Here is a 22397-nt window from a genome sequence, read left to right as displayed (position 1 = left end):
CGAATTCTCACAGGATTGAACGCCATGAATTATCAGCAACCCAAGCAACTGCAAGCCGTCATCCTCGACTGGGCCGGCACCGTGGTCGATTTCGGCTCCTTCGCGCCGACGCAGATCTTCGTCGAAGCCTTCGCCGAGTTCGGCGTGCAGGTGAGCCTGGAAGAAGCCCGCGGCCCGATGGGCATGGGCAAGTGGGACCACATCCGCACCCTGTGCGACATCCCGGCCATCGCCGAGCGCTACAAGGCCAAATTCGGCCGCCTGCCGAGCGACGATGACGTCACCGCCATCTACGAGCGCTTCATGCCGCTGCAGATCGAGAAAATCGCCGAGCATTCGGCGCTGATCCCCGGTGCGCTGGACGCCATCGCCGCCTTGCGCAAGCAGGGGCTGAAGATCGGTTCCTGCTCCGGTTACCCGGCTGTGGTCATGGAAAAAGTGGTCGCCCTGGCGAAGACCAACGGCTATGTCGCCGACCATGTGGTGGCGACGGACGAAGTGCCGAACGGCCGGCCACACCCGGCGCAGGCACTGGCCAACGTGATCGCCCTGGGCATCAATGACGTCGCGGCCTGCGTAAAGGTCGACGACACCTGGCCGGGCATCCTCGAAGGTCGCAGCGCCGGCATGTGGACTGTCGCGCTGACCTGCTCGGGCAACGCGCTGGGCCTGACCTATGAACAGTACAAGGCGCTGCCGGCCGAGAAGCTGGAGCTGGAGCGCCGCCGCATCGGGCAGATGTTCGAAGGCTCGCGTCCGCATTATCTGATCGACACCATCGTCGAACTGCCGGCGGTGATTGCCGATATCAATGCGCGCCTGGCGCGTGGAGAGATGCCGCAGGGGAGCTGAGGCTGGGTGTTCACAGGAAAGGCCCGCTCAGTGCGGGCCTTTCTTGTTTTTGTTGGTTGGACAGGGACTCTCCGTAGGAGAGGAGCTTCTCCGCGAATCGCCGGCAGGGCCGGCGTCTCCGGCAGGTTCGCGAGCAAGCTCGCTCCTACACGCCAATGTCCACCCTGTAGGAGCGAGCTTGCTCGCGAACCGCACGGCACAAGGCCCATCGCGAAGCAGGGAATTGCGCATGCAAGCGGCTACAGCAGCAGATACCCCTGCGGCGCCGTGAACCGCGGCGGGTCGGCGATGAACTTCAGGCGCTCCGGCTTCCACCACCCCGGCAGCAGCTTGCGCACTGCCGGCTGGTTGAAGCGGTCGTCGAGCAGGTAGATCACCCCCGAATCCGTCGGCGTGCGGATCACCCGGCCCGCTGCCTGGACGACCTTCTGCAGGCCGGGGAACAGGTAGGTGTAGTCGTAGCCGTCGCCGAACATTGTCTGCATGCGCTGCTTGATCTCCTCATTGACCTCGTTCACCTGCGGCAGGCCCAGCGTGGCGATGAAGGCGCCGATCAGGCGGTCGCCCGGCAGGTCGATGCCCTCGCCGAAAGCGCCGCCGAGCACGGCGAAGCCGATGCCGCGCGAGGAAGGGGTGAAGCGGTCGAGGAAGGCCTGGCGCTCCAGCTCGTTCATGCTGCGCGACTGCACCCAGCAGGGAATGTCCGGGTGCTCGGCGGTGAAGCGGTCCAGCGCCTGCTGCAGGTAGGCATAGCTGCTGAAAAAGGCCAGGTAGTTGCCGGGGCGCGCGCGGAACTGTCGGGCCATCAGGGTGCTGATCGGCGTGAGGCTGGCCTCGCGGTGCTGGTAGCGGGTGGACAGGTTGCTCAGCGCGTGGACTTCCAGCTGCTGCGCGTGGAAGGGGGATTCGACTTCGCGCCAGCTGGTGTCTTCGGGCAGGCCGAGCAGGTCGGCGTAGTAGTGCGCCGGGGTCAGGGTCGCGGAAAACAGGGTGGTGCTGTGGGCCACCTTGAAACGTTCGGCGAGGAAGGGCGCCGGCACCACGTTGCGCAGGCACAGGGTCGAGAGCACGCGGCGCGCGCTGACGTCGTGGCGGGTGATGTCGAACAGCGAGTGCGGCCCGTAGGCCTCGGCCAGCCGGCAGAACAGCATGGCGTCGAGGTAGAAGCGCAGCAGCTCGGCCTCGTTGCCGGTGGGCTGGTCGGTGAGGTGGTCGGTGATGGCGCTGACGGCCTTCTGCAGCGCGGCGATGAACAGGTCGGGGATGGTCGGGTAGATCTGGTAGTCGACGTCCTGGTCCTGGTGCAGCTGGTTCCAGTGCCGGCCGACACGCTCCAGCGCGCTTTTCAGCTTGGCCGGGGCGACCTTGCGCAGGGCGTTGAACTCGCCCTGGTCCAGTTCGGCGCTGTACATGCCGCGGCCGCGCTCGATGAGGTTGTGCGCCTCGTCCACCAGTACGGTGACCTTCCAGTCGTTGAGCACGGTGAGGCCATAAAGCAGGGCGGTCATGTCGAAGTAGTAGTTGTAGTCGCCCACCACCACGTCGGACCAGCGGCACAGCTCCTGGCTCAGGTAATAGGGGCAGACCTGGTGTTCCAGCGCTACCTGGCGCACCGCTTCCTGGGTCAGCCAGCACTGCTTGAGCGCAGCCTCGCGGGCGGCGGGCAGGCGGTCGTAGAAACCCTTGGCCAGCGGGCAGGATTCACCGTGGCAGGCCTTGTCCGGGTGCTCGCAGGCCTTGTCGCGGGCGACGTGTTCCAGCACCCGCAGCGGCTGCGCCGCCTCCTGCTGGCGCAGGGTTGCCAGGGCGTCCAGCGCCAGGCGCCGGCCGGGAGTCTTGGCGGTGAGGAAGAACAGTCGGTCCAGTTGCTGGCCGGGAAAAGCCTTGAGCTGCGGGAACAGCGTGCCGAGGGTCTTGCCGATGCCGGTGGTGGCCTGAGCCATAAGGGTCTGGCCGTCACGGGCGGCGCGGTAGACGGACTTGGCCAACATGCGCTGGCCCTGGCGGAAATCGGCGTAGGGAAAGCGCAGCGCTTCCAGGCCCTGGTCGCGTTCGACGCGGTGGGCGCTTTCCTGCTCGGCCCATTGCACGAAGCGCTGGCATTGCAGCTCGAAGAACGCGCGCAGCTCATCGGCGGCGAAGCTCTCGCGGAATTCGGTTTCCTTCTGGGTGATGACGTTGAAATAGACGATGGCGAGATCGATGGTTTCGATCTCCAGGGTCTGGCACAGCAGCCAGCCGTACACCTTCACCTGCGCCCAGTGCAGCAGCCGGTGGTTCTGCGGGATGCGCGCGACGTCGCCGCGGTGGGTCTTGATCTCTTCCAGCAGGTTGGCGTTCGGGTCGTAACCGTCGGCGCGGCCGCTGACCACCAGCCCCGGATACTCGCCGCGCAAAGGCAACTCGGCGATGTAGCCAAGACCGCGCCGGGAGACCACCGTGGCGTGCCCGGCCATGCCTTCCTGGGCCGTGGGCGCGGGGGTGAAGCGCAGGTCGAGGTCACCTTCCTTGGCGGTGAATTCGCACAGCGCACGCACCGCGATGGCGTAGCTCATGCGGGTTCTTCCACCGTTTCGCGCCAGCGCACGTAGCAGACTTCCACCGGCATGCCGTGCGTGGCGCAGAAGGCCAGCCAGCGCTTCTGATTATCCTGCAGGCGGTCGCCGGGGCCCTTCACCTCGATCATCCGGTAGCGCGCCTCGGCGGGCCAGAACTGGATCAGGTCGGGCATGCCGGCGCGGTTGGCCTTCGGGTCCGCCAGCAGGCGTTCGAACCAAAGCTTCAGGTGCGCCGCCGGCAGGCAGTGCAGGGCTTGCTCCAGCAGGTTTTCGTCCAGCAACTCCCAGTGCACGAAGGGTGAGAGGATGCCCGACTTGGCGATGTAGGTTTCGCGGATTGCCGACAGGTAGGCATCACTGTCCAGCAGCGCCAGGCGCGCGGCGAAGGCTTGCGCGCGGCGGCTGACGAAGTCGCTGCGGTTGAGATCGCTGGGCCCTGCCTGGAAGGGGTGGAAGAAGGCGCCGGGCAGCGGGGCGAAGATCACGTCCCAGCAGAGCAGGCCGAACAGGCTGCAGACCAGTGCGTTCTCCACGTAGTGCACCGGCGCTTCGTCCTGGTGAAGCACGGCCTGCACGGCGAACTCGACGTTGACGTCCGGGCGCTGCAGTTCCAGGTCGATGCGCAGCGGCGGCGCGGCCTTGGCGGTTTTCTCCTTCGGCAGGCCGAGTTGGCGGACCAGCCGGGTCAGAGCGCGCTCGACCAGCTGCAACTCGCTGTCGCTTTCCGGCGCGGCCAGGGCGGCTTGTACCAGCGCGTGGGCTTCGTCGAAGCGTTGCAGGCGCTCCAGCACGCGAATCTGCCGCTGCCGCGAACCGCCGGCGGCAGTGCGCCGGTACAGCGCCAGCGCGGCGTCCAGCTCGCCTTCGCGTTCCAGTTGATAGGCCATGCGGTACAACAGGCGGTCGTGGCGGGCTTGCAGGTAGGCGTTGTCGATATGGAAGTCGCCCAGCTCGGCCAGTAACTCGACGACGGGTTCGCCGGATTCGAAGCGGACCGCGCCGTTCCACAGGTGGATGTAGGCTTCCAGGTCATCGCGACTGCGGAAGGCTCGGGAATCGGCGGTGAAAGGGACGCTTTCATAGCGGAAGATGCCGAGGTCGGCAAGGACGAATTCGGACCAGTCCTGCTGCAGGTTGCCGAAGAACAGCAGGCGCAGGCGGTCGCACAGCGGCGTCGCCATCAGGGTGTAGAGCTGGTCGAGGTCCGGGTACCAACCGGCGAACGGCTGCACCTGCCCATGGTAGACATGCAGGTGTTCGTAGAGCTCGGCCTTCTTCAGCGAGCCGCGCGGAAGGTCATCGCGAAAGCGTGCGAGCAGTTCGTCCTTGAGCAGCAGCGGCAGCAGTTCTTCCAGCGTGAGCGGATAGGTGTCGTCCAGCCAGCCCAGCTCCAGCAGCGGCGCAGCGGCGCTGGGAATGTTGCCGATCTCCGCGTAGCTCAGCTTGCCGGCGCGAAAGTGCGGCCCCTTGCGCATCACCAGCCGCACCAGCAGCGCCCGCGAGGGCAGCGGCAGCGCGCGGAAAGCGGCGATGAACTGGGCTTCCTCGGCGTCGAGCAGGTCGGCGTAGCGTGCGTCGATCCAGTCGAGGGCGCGGTGGAAGTTGGTCAGGTAGTAGAGGCTGGGGTCGAGCGACGCGTGCATTTTTTTGAGGGCTAGGGCGGATACTGGTTTTACATACAGTGGCAAGGATGGCGTGATGGTGGCTTGGCCGCAAGGGTTAGGGCGGCCTTTCATCGGGATATGTCGGGCTTTTCTGTAGGAACGAGGGGGACGCAGTCCGTGCTCGCCGGTTGGCCCGGCGTGAAACGGGGTTCGCGAGCAAGCTCGCTCCTACAAGGGGGCGCCGTGCCTGGGGCGGCGGATAACGCCGCTGGCGTTATGCGCCCTACGGCGAACCAGCGGGGAACCTGTCGGGAGGGCGAATAACCGTTCACGGTTATCCGCCGTTCTTGCGTCATGGCGCTGGCGAAACGGAGGCTCGGCTCTTCGTAGGAGCGAGCTTGCTCGCGAATGCATTGCACCGGTTGGCCCGGCGTGAAGCGGGGTTCGCGAGCAAGCTCGCTCCTACAAGGGGGCGCCGTGCCTGGGGCGAACGCCGTGTGCGTTATGCGCCTGCGGACGCCTTTGTAGGATGGGTGGAGCTTGCGATACCCATGCGGCTGGGCGCACAGGATCGATGGGTATCGCTTCGCTCCACGCCATCCTGCGGACGCTCTTCACGCCCCAGGGGTTTCACCGGGTCAATCCAGCCGGAACACCAGTGCCTTGAGCCCGCTGTCTTCCTCGATATCGGCGAATTCCGGTGGGTTTTCCAGGCGCTCGACGAAGCGCAGCTGCGGCGCCTCGGCGGCCATGCCCTGGAGGAGGAAGTCGACGCCCACGCCGGGGTCGTTCACGCAGGCCAGCACGGTGCCGGCGCCGTCCAGCAGTTCCGGCAGGCGTCGGAGGACGCGGGCATAGTCCTTGTCGAGGACGAAGCTGCCTTTCTGGAAGCTCGGCGGGTCGATGATGATCAGGTCGTAGGGGCCGGATTTCTTCACCTTGCCCCAGGACTTGAACAGATCGTGGTCGAGGAAGCTCACCCTGGACAGGTCGTGACCATTCAGCCGGTGGTTGTCGCGGCCACGGCTGAGCGCGGCGCGGGCCATGTCGAGGTTGACCACCTTCTGCGCGCCGCCGGCAATCGCCGCCACGGAGAAGCCGCAGGTGTAGGCGAACAGGTTGAGCACGCGCAGCCCGGCGGAGTTGGCCTGCACCCACTGGCGGCCATAGCGCATGTCGAGGAACAGGCCGTTGTTCTGCTTGCGGCCCAGGTCCAGCTGGTAGCGCAGGCCGTGTTCGCTGATCTGCCAGCCGTCGAATACCTCGCCGGCCAGCACTTCCATGGTGCTTTCCAGGGTGTAGCGGTGCTGCAGCATCAGGCTGCGGGCGCCGGTGCTGCGCCAGGTCTGGCTGTCAGCCAGTTCGCTCAGCATTCTCCTGAGCGCCGCCAGTTCCTCGGCTTCAGGCTCGCGGAACAGCGAGACCAGCAACACGCCTTCCAGCCAGTCGGCGGTGACCTGCTCCAGCCCCGGCCAGCGGCGGCCGCGGCCATGGAACAGGCGGCGGGTTTCCGCAGGGGCGGGATTCAGGGCGGCGAGCAGTTGCTCGCGCAGGGTGGCGATGGCTTCGGTGTTCATCTTTCCGGTCTTTCTGATTCAGGCGATTGGAGCAAATCGGGGCGGCGATTCTACGCGCTCAGGCGCCATGGCGCTGCACCTGCAACTTTTCCTCCGGGCGCGGGGCGACGAAGTAGCGGTTGAGCGCCTCGTAGCCCGCTGGGTCCAGCGGCGCCGCCAGCGGGGCGATGGCGTGGCGAGCCAGCAGGCGGCTGCGGCAGGTGGCCGGGTCAACGTCGAGGAAGTGCAGGCAGTGCGCCGCGCCGGCCTGTTGCGCCAGGTCGATCAGCCAGCGACGGTCGGCCAGGGTGTTGGCGGGGATGTCCAGCACCACGCTGGTGCCGGCGCGCAGCAGGCCGACCACGTGCGGGCCCATGACCTTGCGTACCCGGCGGGCGTAGAGCTGGTAGTCGTCGGGGTTGCTGATGCCCCAGGGGAACAACTCGGCCAGCCATTGCTCCTCGGCCAACATCACGGTGCCCGGAGCTTCGGCCAGTTCGCGGGCCAGGCAGGACTTGCCCGACGCCGCCTTGCCGCACAGCAGGTGCAGCGTGCCTGTCTGCGTGCTCATGTAGTCGCCTCCAGCAGGTCGGTGCCATAGGAGTTGTCCACGGCGCAGCGCCAGGCGCCGTCGGCCTCGCGGCGGAACACATAGGTGGCGCGGCGGCTCAGCTTGCCGTGGCGGGTGTCGAGCAGGGTCTGCGCGACCACCAGGGCGGTGTCGCCGGTCTCGAGGATTTCCAGGCGGCCCTGGCGCACCCGCAGGTTGTGCCCGAAGTGCTCGGCGATGGCGACGAAGGCACGGCGGATCTGCGCCTTGCCGCGCGCCAGCAGGCCGGGCTTGACCACCAGCAGGGCGTCGTCGGTGTAGAAGGCGAGCAGCGTGTCGAAGTCCTCGCGGCCGATGGCTTCGTCGGCAGCCCGGATGAGCGCTTGCAGGGGATGCGGTGCCGCGCAAAGAGCAGGGGAAGGTGCCCGGTCCATCAGTGTCTCCTCGATCGGGAGCCTCGGACGGCGGGCATTAAAAAACCCGCCGGGAGGCGGGTTTGGTTGTTCGCTGGAATGCGCTAACCCACCATCGGAGCGATGGTGGTAATAATCTGCTGGAAGGTACGGTTGGCGGCATTCATGGATCAGAAGCTATCAGAAGTTTCATACGTCGCGCCAGCGCTCTTTTTTTGCTGGCGGCATGGCATGATCGCGCCGCGCCATGGTCTTAGCACCATGTCTTTCTCCACGCTGTAGCGGAGCCTTTTCATGCCATCCTTCCTCGCAACCCGCTTGCTGCACGCCCTGGCGTTGCTCGCCGGGTTGGCCGCGTCCGCCGATTCCCTTGCCGCGACCTGCCCGCCGGGGCAGCGCCAGGTCTGCCTGGACACCTGTACCTGCCTGCCGGACCTCGGCGCCGTGCTCGGCCCGGTGCTGTCGGATACCCGCAAGATGGCCGCCCAGGCGCTGGGCGTGTGGCTGCAGCAGTCCCGCGAGCAGGCAGCGCAAGGTGGAACCGAGCCGATACCGCTGGAGATCCGCGCCCAGTTGCAGCCGTATTTCTCCGACGACGTGCTGATGGCCGCGCGCTATTCCACCGGCGCGCTGGACGAGCTGAACGCCGCCCAGGCGATCATGCAGAACCCCGACACCGAGGCCGTCACCCTGGTGGACGTGATCGTCTTCCGCAGCGAGGACGCCGCGCAGAAGGATGTCGCCCTCTGGGCCCACGAGCTGTGGCACGTGAAGCAGTACCAGGAGTGGGGCGTGCAGGGCTTCGCCACGCGCTATTCCGAGGACTTCAACGCCGTGGAAGCGCCGGCCTACGAGATGCAGCGCCGGGTCGCCAAGGACCTGCGCGACGCCAAGGTCACCGCGCAGCAGAACTGACCTCAGCGGCTGGCGCTGGCCTCCGGCGCCGGGGTGCCGCCGCCTAGCGCCTTGCACAGGGCGATCAGCGTCAGGCGCAGTTGGGTATCGCTGTCCACCACATCGCGGCGTGATTGCAGGTAGGCGCGCTGGGCGTCCAGCTCCACCAGAAAATCGGTCATGCCGCCGGCATAGCGCGCCTTGGCCATGCCGTAGGCGACGTCGCTGCTGTGCAGTTTTTCCTGCAGGCGCTGGTTGCGCTGGCGCTCGGCGCCGTAGTGGCTCAAGGCGTCGTCCACTTCCTGCCAGGCCTTGAGCACGGTCTGCTGGTAGGACACCGCCGCTTCCTGCTGCTCCAGCTTTCGCAGGTTGATCTGCGAGCGCCGCCGGCCGTTGTCGAAGATCGGCAGCGACAGGCTCGGGCCGACGCTCCAGGTGCGGCTGCCCCAGTCGCTGAACTTGCCGTCGTCCGCCGATTCGTAGCCGAATTTCGCGCCCAGGCGGATGGACGGGTAGAGGTCGGCCACCGCCACGCCGATGTTGGCGGTGGCGGCGTGCAGCTGGGCTTCGGCGGCGCGGATGTCCGGGCGGCGGCGTGCCACTTCCGAAGGCAGGCCCAGGCTCAGGTCCGGCGTTTGCGGGGCGTTTTGCGCGACGGGCCTGAGGTCATCGCGCAGGCTGCCGGGCTCGGCGCCGATCAGCACGCCGATCTGGTTGATCGCCGCGCTTTCGCTGGCGTGCAACTGCGGCAGGCTGGAGAGCAGCTCGGCGAGCTGGCCGCGCTGGCGTTCGACGTCGAAGTCGTCCACCAGCCCGCCGTCGGCGCGCACCTGGATCAGTTGCAGGGATTGTTCGGTGGCGACTATGTCCTGGTTGGCCACGGCGATCTGCTGCTGCACGCCGCGCAGTTCGAAGTAGGCGCGGGCCAGTTCCGCCGAGACGCCCAGGCGGGTTTCTTCCAGCATTGCCTGCTGCGCCGCCACGCTGGCGTCGGCTGCTTCGATGGAACGGCTCACGCGGCCCCACAGGTCGGGCTCCCAGGAGGCGTCGAAACCGGCCTGGTAGAGGGTGAAGGGCTGGGCCAGCACCTTGCTGATCTCGTCGCTGCTGGCGCCGGGGGCGATGCGCTGGATCATCAGCGCGTTGGCGCCGTTCTCGCTCATGCGCTGGCGGGTCACGCCGCCGGAAGCGTTGACGTCCACGCCGCGCTGCGCCGCCACCATCTGCCGCTGCATGCGGCTCTGGGCGAAGCGCAGCACGGCGCTGTTGAGGTCGGGACTGGCCTTGTCGGCGCGGCGTTGCAGGTTGTTCAGCACCGGGTCGTTGAACAGCGTCCACCAGTCTTCGCTAAGGCGGACGTTGCCCTGGGCCGGGTGCAACTGCGCATCGCCGGAGTGCGCGGCCTGCCAGCTGGCCGGCGCCTGGGTTTGCGGCGCTTGGTAATCGGGGCCGACGGCGCAGCCGGCCAGCGAAAGCAGGGGAAGGACGATCAGCAGGCGATTCATGGGCTTTCTCTCACGCCAGCCGGTGGCGGAACAGCCACGAGGCGAGCGGCAGGGTGATGGCGGCGACCACCAGCATGGGAATCAGGTTGTGCCAGACATCGGCCAGCGTCGCGCCTTCGAGGTACACACGCTGGATCAGGTCGATGCCAAAACGCAACGGGTTGGCGTAGGTCACCATCTGCAGGAACTCGGGCATGTTGCGCACCGGCGTGGCGAGGCCCGAGAGCAGCGTCAGCGGCATGATCAGTACGAAGGTGTAGAGCATCGCCTGCTGCATGTTCAGCGACACCGCGCTGATCGACATGCCCAGTCCGACGCAGGCGATGGTGAACACCGCCAGTCCTCCGTAGAGGTTGAACAGCGAGCCGGCCATGGGTATGCGGAACCAGAACAGCGCCATCAGCAGCACCAGCGTGGCCTGCAGCATGCCGATCAGCAGCGGCGGGATGGCCTTGCCGAGCATGATTTCCAGCGGCGTGTAGGGCGTCACCAGCAACTGGTCGAAGGTGCCCTGTTCGCGTTCCCTCGCCACCGAAAGGGCGGTGAGCATCAGCGTCTGCATCATGCTCAGGGTGGCGATCAGCGCCGGGATCAGCGGCCAGCGGGTTTCCAGGTTGGGGTTGTACCAGGAGCGGCTGACCACGCTGATGGGCGCAGAGGCGAGGCCCTGTTCCTGGTTGAACTGCTGGACCACCACGGCCAGCCCGGCGGCGGCGGAGCCGGCGGTGTTGGAATTGCGCCCGTCGAGAATGACCTGGATCGGCGCCGGGTCGCCCTGCGCCAGGCGGGTCTGGAAGTCCGAGGGGATGTGGATCACCAGCAGCGCGGTCTGCTCGTCGATCACCGTCTGGATTTCCTCGACGCGGGTCAGCGTCGCCACCCGGTGGAAGATGCCGCTGCCGTCCAGGCGCGAGGCGAGGCGGGTGGACGATTCGCTGTGGCTCAGGTCGAGGATGGCGTAGGGCGCGTCGTTGAGGTCGAAGGTCACCGCGTAGCCGAACAGCACGCTCTGCATCAGCACCGGCGCCACCAGCACGATGCGGTTGGCCGGGTCCTTGAGGATCACCAGCAGTTCCTTGCGCCACAGGTTGAGGATGCGCCAGAGAAATTCCATGGTATTCAGTCCAGCCGCTTGCGCGTCACCAGCCGCGCCAGGCCCAGCAGGGCGACGGCGTAGGCGGCGAGGATGGCGCAGTTCTTGAGGATCATCGGCCAGAAGTCGCCGGCCAGGAACAGGGATTTCACCAGCTCCATGAAGTAGGTCGCCGGCAGCAGGTTGCCGATCACGCGGATGGCGATGGGCACGTTGCGCAGGTCGAAGATGAAGCCCGAGAGCATCATCGCCGGCAGGAAGCTGGCGAGCAGGGCGATCTGGCTGGCGAGGAACTGGTTCTTGGTCACCGCCGAGATCAGCAGGCCGATGCCCAGGGCCACCAGCATGTAGAGCATCGAGGCGATCACCAGCACGAAGAAGGAGCCGTAGATCGGCACGTCGAACAGGAAACGCGCGGCGAGCAGGCACAGGGCGAGGCCGATCATGCCGATGCCGAAGCAGGGGATGATCTTCGCCAGGAGGATTTCCACCGGCCGCACCGGTGTGACGAACAGCGCCTCCAGTGTGCCGCGCTCCCATTCGCGGGCCATCACCAGGGCGGTGAGGAAGGCGCCGACCAGGGTCATGATCAGCACGATCAGCCCCGGCACCAGGTACCAGGTGCTGGTGTTGGCGGCGTTGAACCACATGCGCTGCACTATGGTGACGGCCCCGGCTTGCGCAGAAGAGGCCGCGCCGCGGTCGGCCTGCTTCTCGGCATAGCCGGCCAGGGCGCTGCTGACGTAGGTGGAGACGCTGGCGGCGCGGGTGGCGTCCGAGCCCTGTACCAGCACCTGGACCTGCGCGTTGCCGTCGTTCAGGCGGCGGGTGAAGTCGGAGGGGAACTGCACCACAGCGTCCACCTCGCGGGCCCGCATCAGCGCCTCGGCCTCGGCGAAGGAGCGCACGAGGTGTGGTTCCAGGTACTCGGTGCGGCTGATCCCGGCGGCCACGTCGCGGGCGACGGGGGACGGGTCGTCCAGCACGATGGCGACGATGGCGCGCTTGACGTCCAGCGACAGGCCGTAGCCGAAGATCAGGATCAGCGCGATGGGCAGGCCGATGCCGATCAGCAGGTTGCTGCGGTCGCGCACCAGCTGCCGCACTTCCTTGCGGGTCAGCGAGGCGAGGCGCCGCCAGAAGCCGCCGGCGCTCATGCCGCGCCTGCCTTGGCCTTATGGCGGTTGCTCTCGACAATCTCGATAAACGCCTGCTCCATGTTCAGCGTGCTGCCCTTGCCGCCGGCCTGTTCGCGCACTTCCTGCGGGGTGCCCATGGCCAGCAGCTTGCCGGCGTCCTGGATGACGATGCGGTCGCAGTACTCGGCTTCTTCCATGAAGTGGGTGGTGATGATGATGGTGGTGCCCGACGCCGCCAGCGCCGTGATGCGCTGCCAGAAGCCGCGGCGGGCGAGGGGGTCGGCGCCGCTGGTGGGTTCGTCGAGGAAGAGAATTTCCGGCTCGTGGAGCAGGCCGACCGCCATCGCCAGGCGCTGCTTGAAGCCGCCGGGCAACTGGCCGCTGGGTGAGTCCTCCTGGCCGCTCAAGTCGAACTGCCGGGACACGGCGTCCATCCGCTGGCTCAGACGCTTGCCGCCAAGCCCATAGGCGCCGCCGAAGAAGCGCAGGTTCTCGGCCACCGAGAGGTTGCCGTAGAGGGAGAACTTCTGCGACACGTAGCCAACCTTGCGCCGCGCCTGGGCCCGCGCGTGGCGCAGGTTGACCCCGGCCACCTGCAACGTGCCGCTGGTGGCCGGCAGCAGCCCGCAGAGCATGCGGAAGGTGGTGGTCTTGCCGGCGCCGTTGGGCCCGAGCAGGCCGAAGATTTCCCCGCGGCGCACGCTGAAGCTGGTGCTGGCCACGGCGGTGAAGTCGCCGAACCTGCGCACCAGGTCCTTCACTTCGATCACCGCTTCGTTGTCATCTTCATGACGCTGCGTGCCGGCCTTCAGGGATTCCATGTCGACGGCTTCGGCATCGCTGCGGGCTCTCAGGAGGAACATGAAGCCGTCTTCCAGGCGCGCATCCACCTGGCGTACCGGCGCGCCGTCGAGCAGTTTGTCCAGTACCGCCTGGTTCGCCTCCGGCTGGCGGATGAAGCGCACCTCACCGGACTGCGGCACCGCGTCGACGATGTTCTGGTGGTCGTCCAGCAGCCGCGCCTGCAGGGTTCGCGCGGGCTCGCCGGCGGGCGGGGTGGCGATGAAGCAGAGGTTGTCGGCGTGCTTGCGGATCGACGCCGGGTCGCCCTTGGCCATCAGCTGGCCCTGGTGCAGCAGGAAGACTTCGGCGCAGCGCTCGGCTTCGTCCATGTAGGCGGTGGAGACCAGTACGCTGAGCTGCTCCTGCTCGATCAGCTGCTGGATGATCTCCCACAGCTCGCGGCGCGACAGCGGGTCGACGCCGACGGTAGGCTCGTCGAGCAGCAGCAGGTCCGGCGAGCGCACCAGGGTGCAGGCCAGGCCCAGCTTCTGCTTCATTCCGCCGGAGAGCTTGCCCGCCGGGCGTTCGGTGAAGCGCGCCAGGTCGGTCATCTCCAGCAGGCGCTGGTAGCGCTCGACGCGCTGCTGGTGCGGTACGCCGTGCAGGTCGGCGTAGAGGTCGAGGTTCTCCTGCACGCTCAGGTCCTCGTAGAGACCGAAGCGCTGGGGCATGTAGCTGATGCGGTCCTGTACCTGCTGCGGGTGGGCGTGGACGTCCACGTCCAGCACCGTGAGCGTGCCGGCGTCGGCCTGCAGCAGCCCGGCGACCAGACGCAGGAAGGTGGTCTTGCCGGCGCCGTCCGGGCCAACCAGCGCGGTGAGCTGGCCGCGCGGGATGTCCAGGCTGATGTCCTTGAGCGCCTGCACCGTCCTGCCCGACTCTTTCACCAGGAACTGCTTGGCCAGGCCCTCGGCACGGATGACGGCGCTTTCGCTGGAGACCATCAGCGCGGCTCGTCGGCGAAGCGCACCGTGGCCGGCATGCCCAGGCGCAGGCGGTTGTCCGGGTCGGCCACCAGCACGCGCACCTCGTAGACGAGGCTGGTGCGCAGCTCCTCGGTCTGCACCGATTTGGGTGTGAACTCGGCTACCGAAGAGATGAAGCCAACGTGGCCGTCGATAGCCTGGTCCGGGTGGCTGTCGGTGAACACCTGGGCCTTCATGCCGGGCTTGATGCGGCCCAGGTTGGTTTCGCTGACGTAGGCGCGAATCCATTTCGGGTCGGTCAGCGCCAGGGAATACACCGGGCGCTGCGGCGAGGCCATGTCGCCGGGCTCCAGCAGTCGCGAGCGTACGGTGGCGTCCTGCGGCGCCTTGAGGTCGGCTTCGTCGAGGTTGTGTTGCAGCAGGGCGAGGTCGGCGCGGGCGGCGGCGAGCTGGGCCTCGGCCTGGGCAATGTCTTCGGCGCGCGGGCCGATCTGCGCCAGGCGCAGGGATTTCTGCCGGTCTTCCAGTTCGGCCTGGGCAACCTTCTGCTGCGAGGTGGCGCTGTCGATGTCCTGCTGGCTGACGGCGCGGCCGCCGGGGCTGCTGGCGCGGATGTTCTGCAGCCGGCGCAGCTGGGTATTGGCGAGGTCGAGCTGGGCGCGGGCAGCCTTGTCCTGGGCGCGGGCTCTGTCGACGTCCTCGGGGCGCGAGCCATTCTTCAGCCGCAGCAGGTTCTGCTCCTGTGCGGCGATCTGCGCGCTGGCCTTGTCGATCTGCAGGCGCAGGGCGCGGGTATCGAGGCTGGCCAGCACGTCGCCGGCCTTCACCACATCGCCTTCCTCGACGTTCATCCTGGCGATGCGCTCGCTGCCGGTGAAGGCCAGCGACACCTGGCGGATGTCCACGTTGCCGTAGAGCACCAGGGGATTGTCATCATTTGCGCGGGACTGCAGGTACCACCACAGACCGCCCCCCAGCAACAGCGCGACGAGCGCCACCAGCACCAGCTTCTTCGGCATTGCCCCATCCCTGATTCATGACAGCTCGCAGGAGGATAGACAGTTATTCGCCGGCAGACCTTGACCCTGGCCGCTACCCCGCGTCGCAGAGCCTGCCCTTCGTCAGCTGCCGTGCCGCTGCGGGCGCCGTTTGTTAGCGTGGAAGGACACTCCCGTGGAGAACCGTCATGAGCGAAAAGGGCAATCTTTCGGCCACGCACGGAGCCACCAGGAACCTGCGCGCCCAGCGGTTGCAGTGGTTCGGCCTGGTGCTGCTGTTCCTCGCCGTGGGCCTGGCGGCGTTGACCGACTTCCTCCAGCGCGAAGGCGGCGTGGCGACCCTCTTTGCCTTCGCCGTGGTTGGCGCGCTGGCGCTGGTGGTGGCGCGGGTGATGTTGATGCGGCACAAGCCTGTTTAGGAGTGCGCTCTCAATTCCTTCCAGGAAGCGGCCCGCTCCAGCCCGTGGAGGTCCGTGTTGTGCGGTTCGCGAGCAAGTTCGCTCCTACAGGAAGCGTCATTGTCCGGCCTGTAGGAGCGAGCTTGCTCGCGAACGCCGCCCTCGCCGATTCCCGCCGACGGACCCGGCTCAGCGTCGCGGAATGGACTGCACCTGCGGCTGCATCTGTTGCGATGGGATATTCGTGTAGCCCATCTGTCCGTCATCCATGGGCGGTGGGCGCGGTGCGTCGTGGTCGTTGTGGCTGCCGCAGGACGATCCGCCCAGCAGCACGGCCAGTGCGCCGATCATCAGCAGAAAGGTGGTTTTTCCCATGGCGGTCGCTCCCCGGTGTGCCGTCCTTCCAGTGAAATCGAAAACCCATCCGCCAGCCGTCCGGTCGGACGAATGGGGGCGCCGCAAGCGGCTCGCCGGTCGCCCTGGCAATCGCTTGAAATTCCGCCGTTTTCGTTGTGCAACGATCGTGCAGATTGCCATGGATCAACCATACTCAGCCGACTCGCTCCGGCGTTGTGCTCGGGGGAACAAGGAGGGCGGGATGCTCGACTATTTTGCGCTGGGGGTACTGATCTTCGTCGGATTGGTGCTGTTCTACGGAATCATCGTGCTGCACGACATTCCCTATGAGATCGCCGTACACCGTAATCATCCCCATCAGGACGCTATCCACGCGGCCGGCTGGGTCAGTCTTTTCACCCTGCATGCGCTGTGGCCGTTCCTCTGGATCTGGGCCATGTTGTACCGCGAGGACCGGGGCTGGGGCTTCCATCACGGCAAGACGCCCGCGCAGGAGGCCGAGTACCTCGAACAGCAACTGGCCGAGCTGCGCCAGCGCCTCGATGCGCTGGAAGGCCGCCAGAACGCTCCCGCTGCACCGGCAACCACTCAACCGGGCGGGGAGGGCTGAGCCATGGACCTGTTGCTGATCCTTACCTACACCGCCTTCTGCGTCGCCATCTTCAAGATCTTCCGCATCCCGCTGAACAAGTGGACGGTCCCTACCGCCGCGCTCGGCGGCATCGTGCTGATCGGCACGCTGATCTTCCTGATGAACTACAACCACCCCTATTCGGAGGTGGCGCGCACCTACTTCGTCACCACGCCGGTGATCCCGGTGGTCACCGGGCAGGTCATCGAGGTGCCGGTCAAGGGCAACGAGCTGATCGAGAAGGGCGCGGTGCTGTTCCGCATCGATCCCAAGCCCTTCCAGCTGAAGCTGGACTCGATCAAGGCGCAACTGGTGTCGGCGCGCGCCGACCAGTCGCGCGCCCGCGAGCTGGCCCTGCGCAACGTCGGCAACAAGCGTGACGTCGACCTGACCACCGCCCGTGTGGACGACCTCACCGCGCAACAGGGCCTGGCCCAGTTCGAACTGGACAACACCGTGGTGCGCGCGCCGTCGCGCGGTTTCGTCACCCATGTGTCGCTGCGCCCAGGGATGATGGCGACCCGCCTGCCGCTGCGCCCGTCCATGGTCTTCGTGCCGGAGGAGGGTCCGTACTTCACCGCCTGGATGCGCCAGAACAGCCAGCTGCGCCTGACTGCGGGCGACGAGGCCGAAGTGGCCTTCGACGGTATTCCCGGCGAGGTGTTCGCCGGCAAGGTCAAGCAGGTCATCGCGGTGATCGGCGAGGGCCAGGTGCAGCCGTCCGGCACGCTGATCAGCTACAGCGGCTCGCCGCCGCCCGGGCGGGTGCCGGTGATCATCGAGATCACCGACCCGAAATTCGCTCCCTACGCCTCGCTGATGCCGGGTGGCGCCTACGGCCAGGCGGCACTCTACAGCCAGCATTTCCACCATGTGGCGGTCATGCGCAAGATCCTCCTGCGCATGGCGGCCTGGATGAACTACATCTTCCCGTTCCATTGATCGAGGCAATTCGGCGCCCCCGCCGGGGCGCCTGCGTGCGGCGGGCGGTCGGCTGCCGCGCGCGATCCACGGAAGGAGGGGACAACGCAGTCTCTTGCCGTGAAACCTGGCGACATCGATATCCCAACCGGAGAACCCTATGAAGTCCTATGTCGCGTTGTTGTCCCTGCTGCTGTTGCCGCTGCTGCAAGGCTGCGCGGAAAAGCAGGTCCAGCCGGAGGAATACTCCGGCTTCCTGCATGACTACTCCCGTCTCACCGAGCAACCCAATGCCGCGGGCACCAAGGTCCTGGCCTGGGTCGATCCCAAGCTGAGCCTGGCGAACTATCGCAGCATCGTCATCGAGCGTTCGCAGTTCTACCCCGCGCCAAAACCCACCGAGCAGCTCTCGCAAGCCACCATGTCGCAGATCACCGACTACTACGACAAGGCGCTGCGTCGCGAGCTGGGGCAGGTACTCCAGGTGGTCGACAAGCCCGGCCCGGGCACCCTGGTCCTGCGCCCGGCAATCACCGCCGTGAGCAGCCACACCCAATCGCTCAAGCCTTATGAAGTCGTCCCGATCGCCTTGATCGCCGCCGGTGTCAGCACCGCAGCCGGTATCCGCGACCAGGACACCCAGATCGGCACCGAAGCCGCCTTCCTCGACGGCCCCACCAGCCGGGTAGTCGGCCAGGTCGTGCGCAAGGGCACCGGGCATGCGCTGGAGAACGACAGCCAGGCCATGGCCGCCAGCGACTTCAAGGGCGTGCTCGACGGCTGGGCCCGTGACATGCGCCTGACCTACAGCAAGCTGCGCGAACTGAAGTAAGTCGTCAGTCTTCGAAAAGGGCTGCCAATCGGCAGCCCTTTTTCTTTGCACTTGCTTACCGGTAACTGATTTGAGCGAACCCTTCGCGGCGGCGCTGGCAGGCGTCGGACTGTAGAGGTAACTGTTTTTCCATGACAGTTCGTGCCTGGGTTTTCCCTCTCCCTAACCCTCTCCCTGAAGGGAGAGGGGACCGTTTGGTGCAGGTTGAGGCCGAAGTGTCAGCCGGCACGGACAGCTCCCTCTCCCTTCGGAGCGGGGCGCGTAGCCAGGGCTGGGGAGAGGGCATGCCCCGGCGCGGTATTTCGGGTAGGAGCGGACCTTGTCCGCGAAGTCCTGAATGGCGGCCCGAAAACGGTCGGGGAATGCCGATAGATTGCGCCAGCCAGGGCCGGACGCCGCCCTGCCGACGGACCGCGCGCATGGCCCGATCCTCCAGTGGAACTCCTGCACTCGATACGGCGCCCAGGCGGCGCCGCATCTGCCTGTCATGAAATGAAAAGCCCCTGTCGCACGATGTGAAGCTTCCCGCCGGGCCCCTGCCTATTGTCCGCTCAAAGGGCGCTTGCCTGCTCCAAATGGAGCGCCCAGGACAACAAGACAACTGGAGATTCCGGCCATGGCCAAAGCCGTTCGCTTCTATGAAACTGGGGGACCCGAAGTCCTGCGTTATGAGGACGTGGAGGTCGGCGAGCCCGGCCCGGGGCAAGTGCGCATCCGCCATGTGGCGGTGGGCCTGAACTACGCCGACACCTACTTCCGCAATGGCACCTACGCCGTTCCGCTGCCCAGCGGCATGGGCGTGGAAGCCGCTGGCGTGGTGGTGGCGGTGGGCGAGGGCGTGAGCAACGTCGTGCCCGGCGACCGCGTCACCTACACCGGCTTCATCAACACCCTCGGCGCCTACAGCACCGAGCGCCTGGTGCCGGCAGCGCCGCTGATCCGCCTGCCGGAGAACATCGCCTTCGAGACCGCCGCCGCCATGACCATGCGCGGCCTGACCTCGGCCTACCTGCTGCGTCGCATCCACGACTTCAAGCCGGGCCAGAGCATCCTGCTGCACGCCGCCGCCGGCGGTGTCGGGCTGATCGTCTCGCAGTGGGCCAAGCTGCTCGGCCTGCGCGTGATCGGCACCGTGTCCAGCGACGCCAAGGCCGAGATCGCCTTCGCCCACGGCTGCGAGCACGTCATCAACTACAGCCACGAAGGCGTCGCCGAGCGCGTGCGCGAGCTGACCGATGGCCGTGGCGTGGACGTGTGCTTCGACAGTGTCGGCAAGGACACCTTCATGACCTCCCTGGAGTCGCTCAAGCGCCGTGGCCTGATGGTCTGCGTCGGTACCGCGTCGGGCCCGATCCCGCCGTTCGACCCGGTGCTGCTGGCGATGAAGGGTTCGATCTTCCTCACTCGCCCGGCCCTGGCCGACTACATCGCCGACCCGGCGGAAAAGGCGGCGCTGCTGGACGAGCTATTCACCCACGTGGGCAACGGCGAGATCCGCATCGAGATCAACCAGCACTACGCGCTGGAAGATGCCGTGCAGGCCCACCGCGACCTCGAGTCGCGCAAGACCACCGGCTCGTCGATCTTCGTCATCTGAGGGCGTCGCCATGCACGTAGAACGTCTGACCTGCAGCATCGGCGCCGAAATCTCCGGGGTGAACCTGGGCGACGCTTCCCGCGACGAAGGCCTGTTCGCCGAGCTGCGCGAGTTGCTGCTCAAGCACAAGGTGCTGTTCCTGCGCGACCAGGACATCACCCGTGCCGAGCACGTGGCCTTCGCCCGCCGCTTTGGCGAGCTGGAAGACCACCCGGTGGCTGGCAGCGACCCCGAGCATCCGGGCCTGGTACGCATCTACAAGACCCCGGACCTGCCCAACGACCGCTACGAGAACGCCTGGCACACAGACGCCACCTGGCGCGAGGTGCCGCCGCTGGGCTGCGTCCTGCGCTGCGTGGAGTGCCCGCCGGTGGGCGGCGACACCATGTGGGCGAACATGGCCCTGGCCTACGAGATGCTGCCGCCGGAAATCAAGGAGCGCATTGCCAAGCTGCGTGCGCGCCATAGCATCGAGGCCAGCTTCGGCGCGGCGATGCCCATCGAGAAGCGCCTCGCGCTCAAGGCCATGTACCCCGACGCCGAGCATCCGGTGGTGCGCACCCACCCGGAAACCGGCGAGAAGGTGCTGTTCGTCAACGCCTTCACCACCCACTTCAGCAACTACCACACGCCACAGAACGTGCGCTTCGGCCAGGACGCCAACCCCGGCGCGGCCGACCTGCTGCGCTACCTGGTGAGCCAGGTGTACATCCCCGAGTTCCAGGTGCGCTGGCGCTGGAAGAAGAACGATGTGGCGATCTGGGACAACCGCTGTACCCAGCACTACGCGGTGATGGACTACCCGCCCTGCGTGCGCCGCATGGAACGCGCCGGAATCATCGGCGACAAGCCGTTCTGATCCCCTGCAACAAGAGACTTCTGACAAGAACAATTACGGAGACCGACATGCAATTCTTCGACGATTCGCTGCACCCCGAGAACCAGGACAAGGTGGTCATCACCACCGCTCCCTACGGCCCGGAATGGATGCCCGAGGACTTCCCCGAAGACATCCCGGTGACCATGGACGAGCAGGTCCAGAAGGCCGTCGACTGCTATGAAGCCGGCGCCACCGTGCTTCACCTGCACGTCCGCGAGCTGGACGGCAAGGGCTCCAAGCGCCTGTCCAAGTTCAACGAGCTGATCGCCGGTGTGCGCGAAGCCGTGCCGGACATGATCATCCAGGTCGGCGGTTCGATTTCCTTCGCCCCGGAAAGCGATGGCGAAGCGGCCAAGTGGCTGTCCGACGACACCCGCCACATGCTCGCCGAGCTGACGCCCAAGCCCGACCAGGTGACGGTGGCGATCAACACCACCCAGATGAACATCATGGAGCTGCTCTACCCGGAGTACCTGAAAGGGACTTCCCTGGAGAACCCGCTCTACCAGGCGGCCTACAGCGAGATGACCGTGCCGGCCGGCCCGGCCTGGGTCGAGGAGCACCTGAAGCGCCTGCAGGCCGCCGGCATCCAGCCGCACTTCCAGCTCACCGGCATGCACGCCCTGGAAACCCTCGAGCGCCTGGTGCGCAAGGGCGTCTACAAGGGCCCGCTGAACCTGACCTGGATCGGCATCGGCGGCGGCTTCGACGGTCCCAACCCGTTCAACTTCATGAACTTCGTACACCGCGCACCGGACGGCGCCACCGTCACCGCCGAGTCGCTGCTCAAGAACGTCCTGCCGTTCAACATGATGGCCATGGCCATGGGGCTGCACCCGCGCTGCGGCATCGAGGACACCATCATCGGCCAGCACGGCCAGCGCATGACTTCGGTCGAGCAGATCCAGCAGTGCGTCCGCGTCGCCCATGAACTGGGCCGCGAGGTCGCCAGCGGCAAGGAAGCGCGCGCCATCTACAAGATCGGCGTGCAGTACGACAGCGTCGAGGAAACCCTGCGCATGAACGGCATGGCGCCCAACCGCCAGCCGGGCCAGAAGTCCGTCCCGCTTCGCGCGTGACAGGCTCGCCGTAGTAAGAGACGGCTGATAACGGCCCTCTCCCCAGCCCTCTCCCTGAAGGGAGAGGGAGCTGTCCGTGCCGGCTGACGCCCAGGTTTCCTCCTGCACCGAACGGTCCCCTCTCCCTTCGGAGCGGGGCGCGCAGCCAGGGTTAGGGAGAGGGCTGATCCGCAACCCAAAACAACAAGAATCCACCCACTCACCCGGAGAGCTAGCACCATGGCCATCCACTCCGTCGCCCTGGGCGACATCCCTGCCACCATACCCAGCGTGCCGCGCCGCTATGCCTGGGTGGTGTTCGCCCTGACCTTCGGCCTGCTGATCTCCGATTACATGTCGCGCCAGGTGCTCAATGCCGTCTTCCCGCTGCTCAAGGTCGAATGGGCTCTGAGCGACGCACAGCTCGGCCTGCTCAGCGGCATCGTCGCGGTGATGGTCGGCCTGCTGACCTTCCCGCTGTCGCTGCTCGCCGACCGTTGGGGCCGCGTACGCAGCCTGGCGCTGATGGCCATGCTCTGGAGCGTGGCTACCCTGGCCTGCGCCGTGGCGCAGACCTTTCCGCAGATGTTCGCCGCACGCTTCTTCGTCGGTGTCGGCGAGGCCGCCTACGGCAGCGTGGGTATCGCCGTGGTGATCTCGGTGTTCCCAGCGCACCTGCGCGCCACCCTGACCGGCGCCTTCATGGCCGGCGGCATGTTCGGCTCGGTGCTCGGCATGGGCCTGGGCGGCGTGCTCGCTGCGCACCTGGGCTGGCGCTGGGCCTTCGCCGGC

21 protein-coding genes are annotated in these 22397 nt (G+C 66.8%); 10 read left to right on the top strand and 11 right to left on the bottom strand.

Annotated features, from left to right (window positions below):
- Positions 1-24: 24 nt before the first annotated feature.
- Positions 25-852 carry a phosphonoacetaldehyde hydrolase gene (gene phnX / locus ACCC94_RS11425; RefSeq protein WP_413349576.1) on the top strand — a complete coding sequence of 276 codons (828 nt, stop codon included), beginning with the start codon at positions 25-27 and terminating at the stop codon, positions 850-852.
- A 239-nt stretch (positions 853-1091) separates the two neighbouring features.
- Here the strand turns inward: phnX and ACCC94_RS11420 are convergent, their stop codons facing one another.
- From ACCC94_RS11420 to ACCC94_RS11400, 5 genes are all read right to left on the bottom strand, one after another.
- Positions 1092-3407 carry an ATP-dependent DNA helicase gene (locus ACCC94_RS11420; RefSeq protein WP_413349575.1) on the bottom strand — a complete coding sequence of 772 codons (2316 nt, stop codon included), beginning with the start codon at positions 3405-3407 and terminating at the stop codon, positions 1092-1094.
- Positions 3404-5053: a VRR-NUC domain-containing protein gene (locus tag ACCC94_RS11415; protein ID WP_413349574.1), complete on the bottom strand. Its 1650-nt coding sequence runs from the start codon at positions 5051-5053 to the stop codon at positions 3404-3406. Before ACCC94_RS11415 ends, ACCC94_RS11420 begins: the two co-directional genes overlap by 4 nt.
- A 599-nt stretch (positions 5054-5652) precedes the next feature.
- Entirely contained in the window at positions 5653-6591 is a 939-nt protein-coding gene (locus ACCC94_RS11410) for a class I SAM-dependent methyltransferase (protein ID WP_413349573.1), read from the bottom strand.
- 58 nt (positions 6592-6649) lie between these two features.
- Positions 6650-7141: an AAA family ATPase gene (locus ACCC94_RS11405; RefSeq protein WP_192432784.1), complete on the bottom strand. Its 492-nt coding sequence runs from the start codon at positions 7139-7141 to the stop codon at positions 6650-6652.
- Positions 7138-7554, bottom strand: coding sequence for a YybH family protein (locus ACCC94_RS11400; protein WP_413349572.1), 417 nt, complete (start codon positions 7552-7554; stop codon positions 7138-7140). The genes ACCC94_RS11405 and ACCC94_RS11400 overlap by 4 nt, the downstream gene beginning before the upstream one ends.
- A 273-nt stretch (positions 7555-7827) precedes the next feature.
- Here ACCC94_RS11400 and ACCC94_RS11395 point away from each other — a divergent pair, with 273 nt between their 5' ends.
- Positions 7828-8448, top strand: a complete 621-nt coding sequence (locus tag ACCC94_RS11395; RefSeq protein ID WP_413349571.1) for a DUF4157 domain-containing protein — start codon at positions 7828-7830, stop codon at positions 8446-8448.
- Between the two features lie 2 nt (positions 8449-8450).
- On the opposite strand, the gene ACCC94_RS11390 is transcribed toward ACCC94_RS11395, so the two are convergent.
- The 5 genes from ACCC94_RS11390 to ACCC94_RS11370 are packed head-to-tail and all read right to left on the bottom strand — an operon-like array spanning position 8451 to position 14952.
- Entirely contained in the window at positions 8451-9932 is a 1482-nt protein-coding gene (locus ACCC94_RS11390) for an efflux transporter outer membrane subunit (protein WP_413349570.1), read from the bottom strand.
- A 10-nt stretch (positions 9933-9942) separates the two neighbouring features.
- Positions 9943-11046 (bottom strand): ABC transporter permease, encoded by a 1104-nt coding sequence (locus tag ACCC94_RS11385; RefSeq protein ID WP_413349569.1) that lies wholly within the window; start codon positions 11044-11046, stop codon positions 9943-9945.
- Positions 11047-11051: 5 nt separating this feature from the next.
- A complete protein-coding gene (locus tag ACCC94_RS11380) occupies positions 11052-12182 on the bottom strand; it encodes an ABC transporter permease (protein WP_413349568.1) in 1131 nt (376 codons plus the stop codon).
- Positions 12179-13951 (bottom strand): ATP-binding cassette domain-containing protein, encoded by a 1773-nt coding sequence (locus ACCC94_RS11375; RefSeq protein ID WP_413349567.1) that lies wholly within the window; start codon positions 13949-13951, stop codon positions 12179-12181. Before ACCC94_RS11375 ends, ACCC94_RS11380 begins: the two co-directional genes overlap by 4 nt.
- A complete protein-coding gene (locus ACCC94_RS11370; protein WP_413349566.1) occupies positions 13951-14952 on the bottom strand; it encodes an HlyD family efflux transporter periplasmic adaptor subunit in 1002 nt (333 codons plus the stop codon). The genes ACCC94_RS11375 and ACCC94_RS11370 overlap by 1 nt, the downstream gene beginning before the upstream one ends.
- A gap of 167 nt (positions 14953-15119) precedes the next feature.
- Here ACCC94_RS11370 and ACCC94_RS11365 point away from each other — a divergent pair, with 167 nt between their 5' ends.
- A complete protein-coding gene (locus ACCC94_RS11365) occupies positions 15120-15350 on the top strand; it encodes a hypothetical protein (RefSeq protein ID WP_413349565.1) in 231 nt (76 codons plus the stop codon).
- A 168-nt stretch (positions 15351-15518) separates the two neighbouring features.
- On the opposite strand, the gene ACCC94_RS11360 is transcribed toward ACCC94_RS11365, so the two are convergent.
- Positions 15519-15704, bottom strand: coding sequence for a hypothetical protein (locus tag ACCC94_RS11360; RefSeq protein WP_413349564.1), 186 nt, complete (start codon positions 15702-15704; stop codon positions 15519-15521).
- Positions 15705-15927: 223 nt separating this feature from the next.
- On the opposite strand from ACCC94_RS11360, the gene ACCC94_RS11355 reads away from it, so the two are divergent.
- The 7 genes from ACCC94_RS11355 to ACCC94_RS11325 form a co-directional block, all read left to right on the top strand.
- The gene (locus tag ACCC94_RS11355) at positions 15928-16296 is read left to right on the top strand and encodes a DUF3302 domain-containing protein (protein ID WP_192432774.1); all 369 of its coding nucleotides are present in this window, start codon (positions 15928-15930) and stop codon (positions 16294-16296) included.
- A 3-nt stretch (positions 16297-16299) separates the two neighbouring features.
- Positions 16300-17259: an HlyD family secretion protein gene (locus ACCC94_RS11350; RefSeq protein WP_413349563.1), complete on the top strand. Its 960-nt coding sequence runs from the start codon at positions 16300-16302 to the stop codon at positions 17257-17259.
- A 139-nt stretch (positions 17260-17398) separates the two neighbouring features.
- Entirely contained in the window at positions 17399-18070 is a 672-nt protein-coding gene (locus ACCC94_RS11345) for a DUF3313 domain-containing protein (RefSeq protein WP_413349562.1), read from the top strand.
- A 616-nt stretch (positions 18071-18686) separates the two neighbouring features.
- The gene (locus tag ACCC94_RS11340; protein WP_413349561.1) at positions 18687-19667 is read left to right on the top strand and encodes a quinone oxidoreductase family protein; all 981 of its coding nucleotides are present in this window, start codon (positions 18687-18689) and stop codon (positions 19665-19667) included.
- Positions 19668-19677: 10 nt separating this feature from the next.
- Positions 19678-20526, top strand: a complete 849-nt coding sequence (locus ACCC94_RS11335; RefSeq protein ID WP_192432770.1) for a TauD/TfdA dioxygenase family protein — start codon at positions 19678-19680, stop codon at positions 20524-20526.
- A 47-nt stretch (positions 20527-20573) separates the two neighbouring features.
- Positions 20574-21626, top strand: a complete 1053-nt coding sequence (locus ACCC94_RS11330; protein ID WP_081516844.1) for a 3-keto-5-aminohexanoate cleavage protein — start codon at positions 20574-20576, stop codon at positions 21624-21626.
- 219 nt (positions 21627-21845) lie between these two features.
- Positions 21846-22397 (top strand): MFS transporter (locus ACCC94_RS11325; protein ID WP_413349560.1); only part of this gene is annotated, 552 nt, incomplete at its 3' end.

Source organism: Pseudomonas sp. Pseusp97 (genome assembly GCF_047304025.1).
Lineage (GTDB): Bacteria > Pseudomonadota > Gammaproteobacteria > Pseudomonadales > Pseudomonadaceae > Pseudomonas.
The sequence above is the reverse complement of the archived record's forward strand: the minus strand, read 5'-3'. Positions and strand labels throughout refer to the sequence as shown.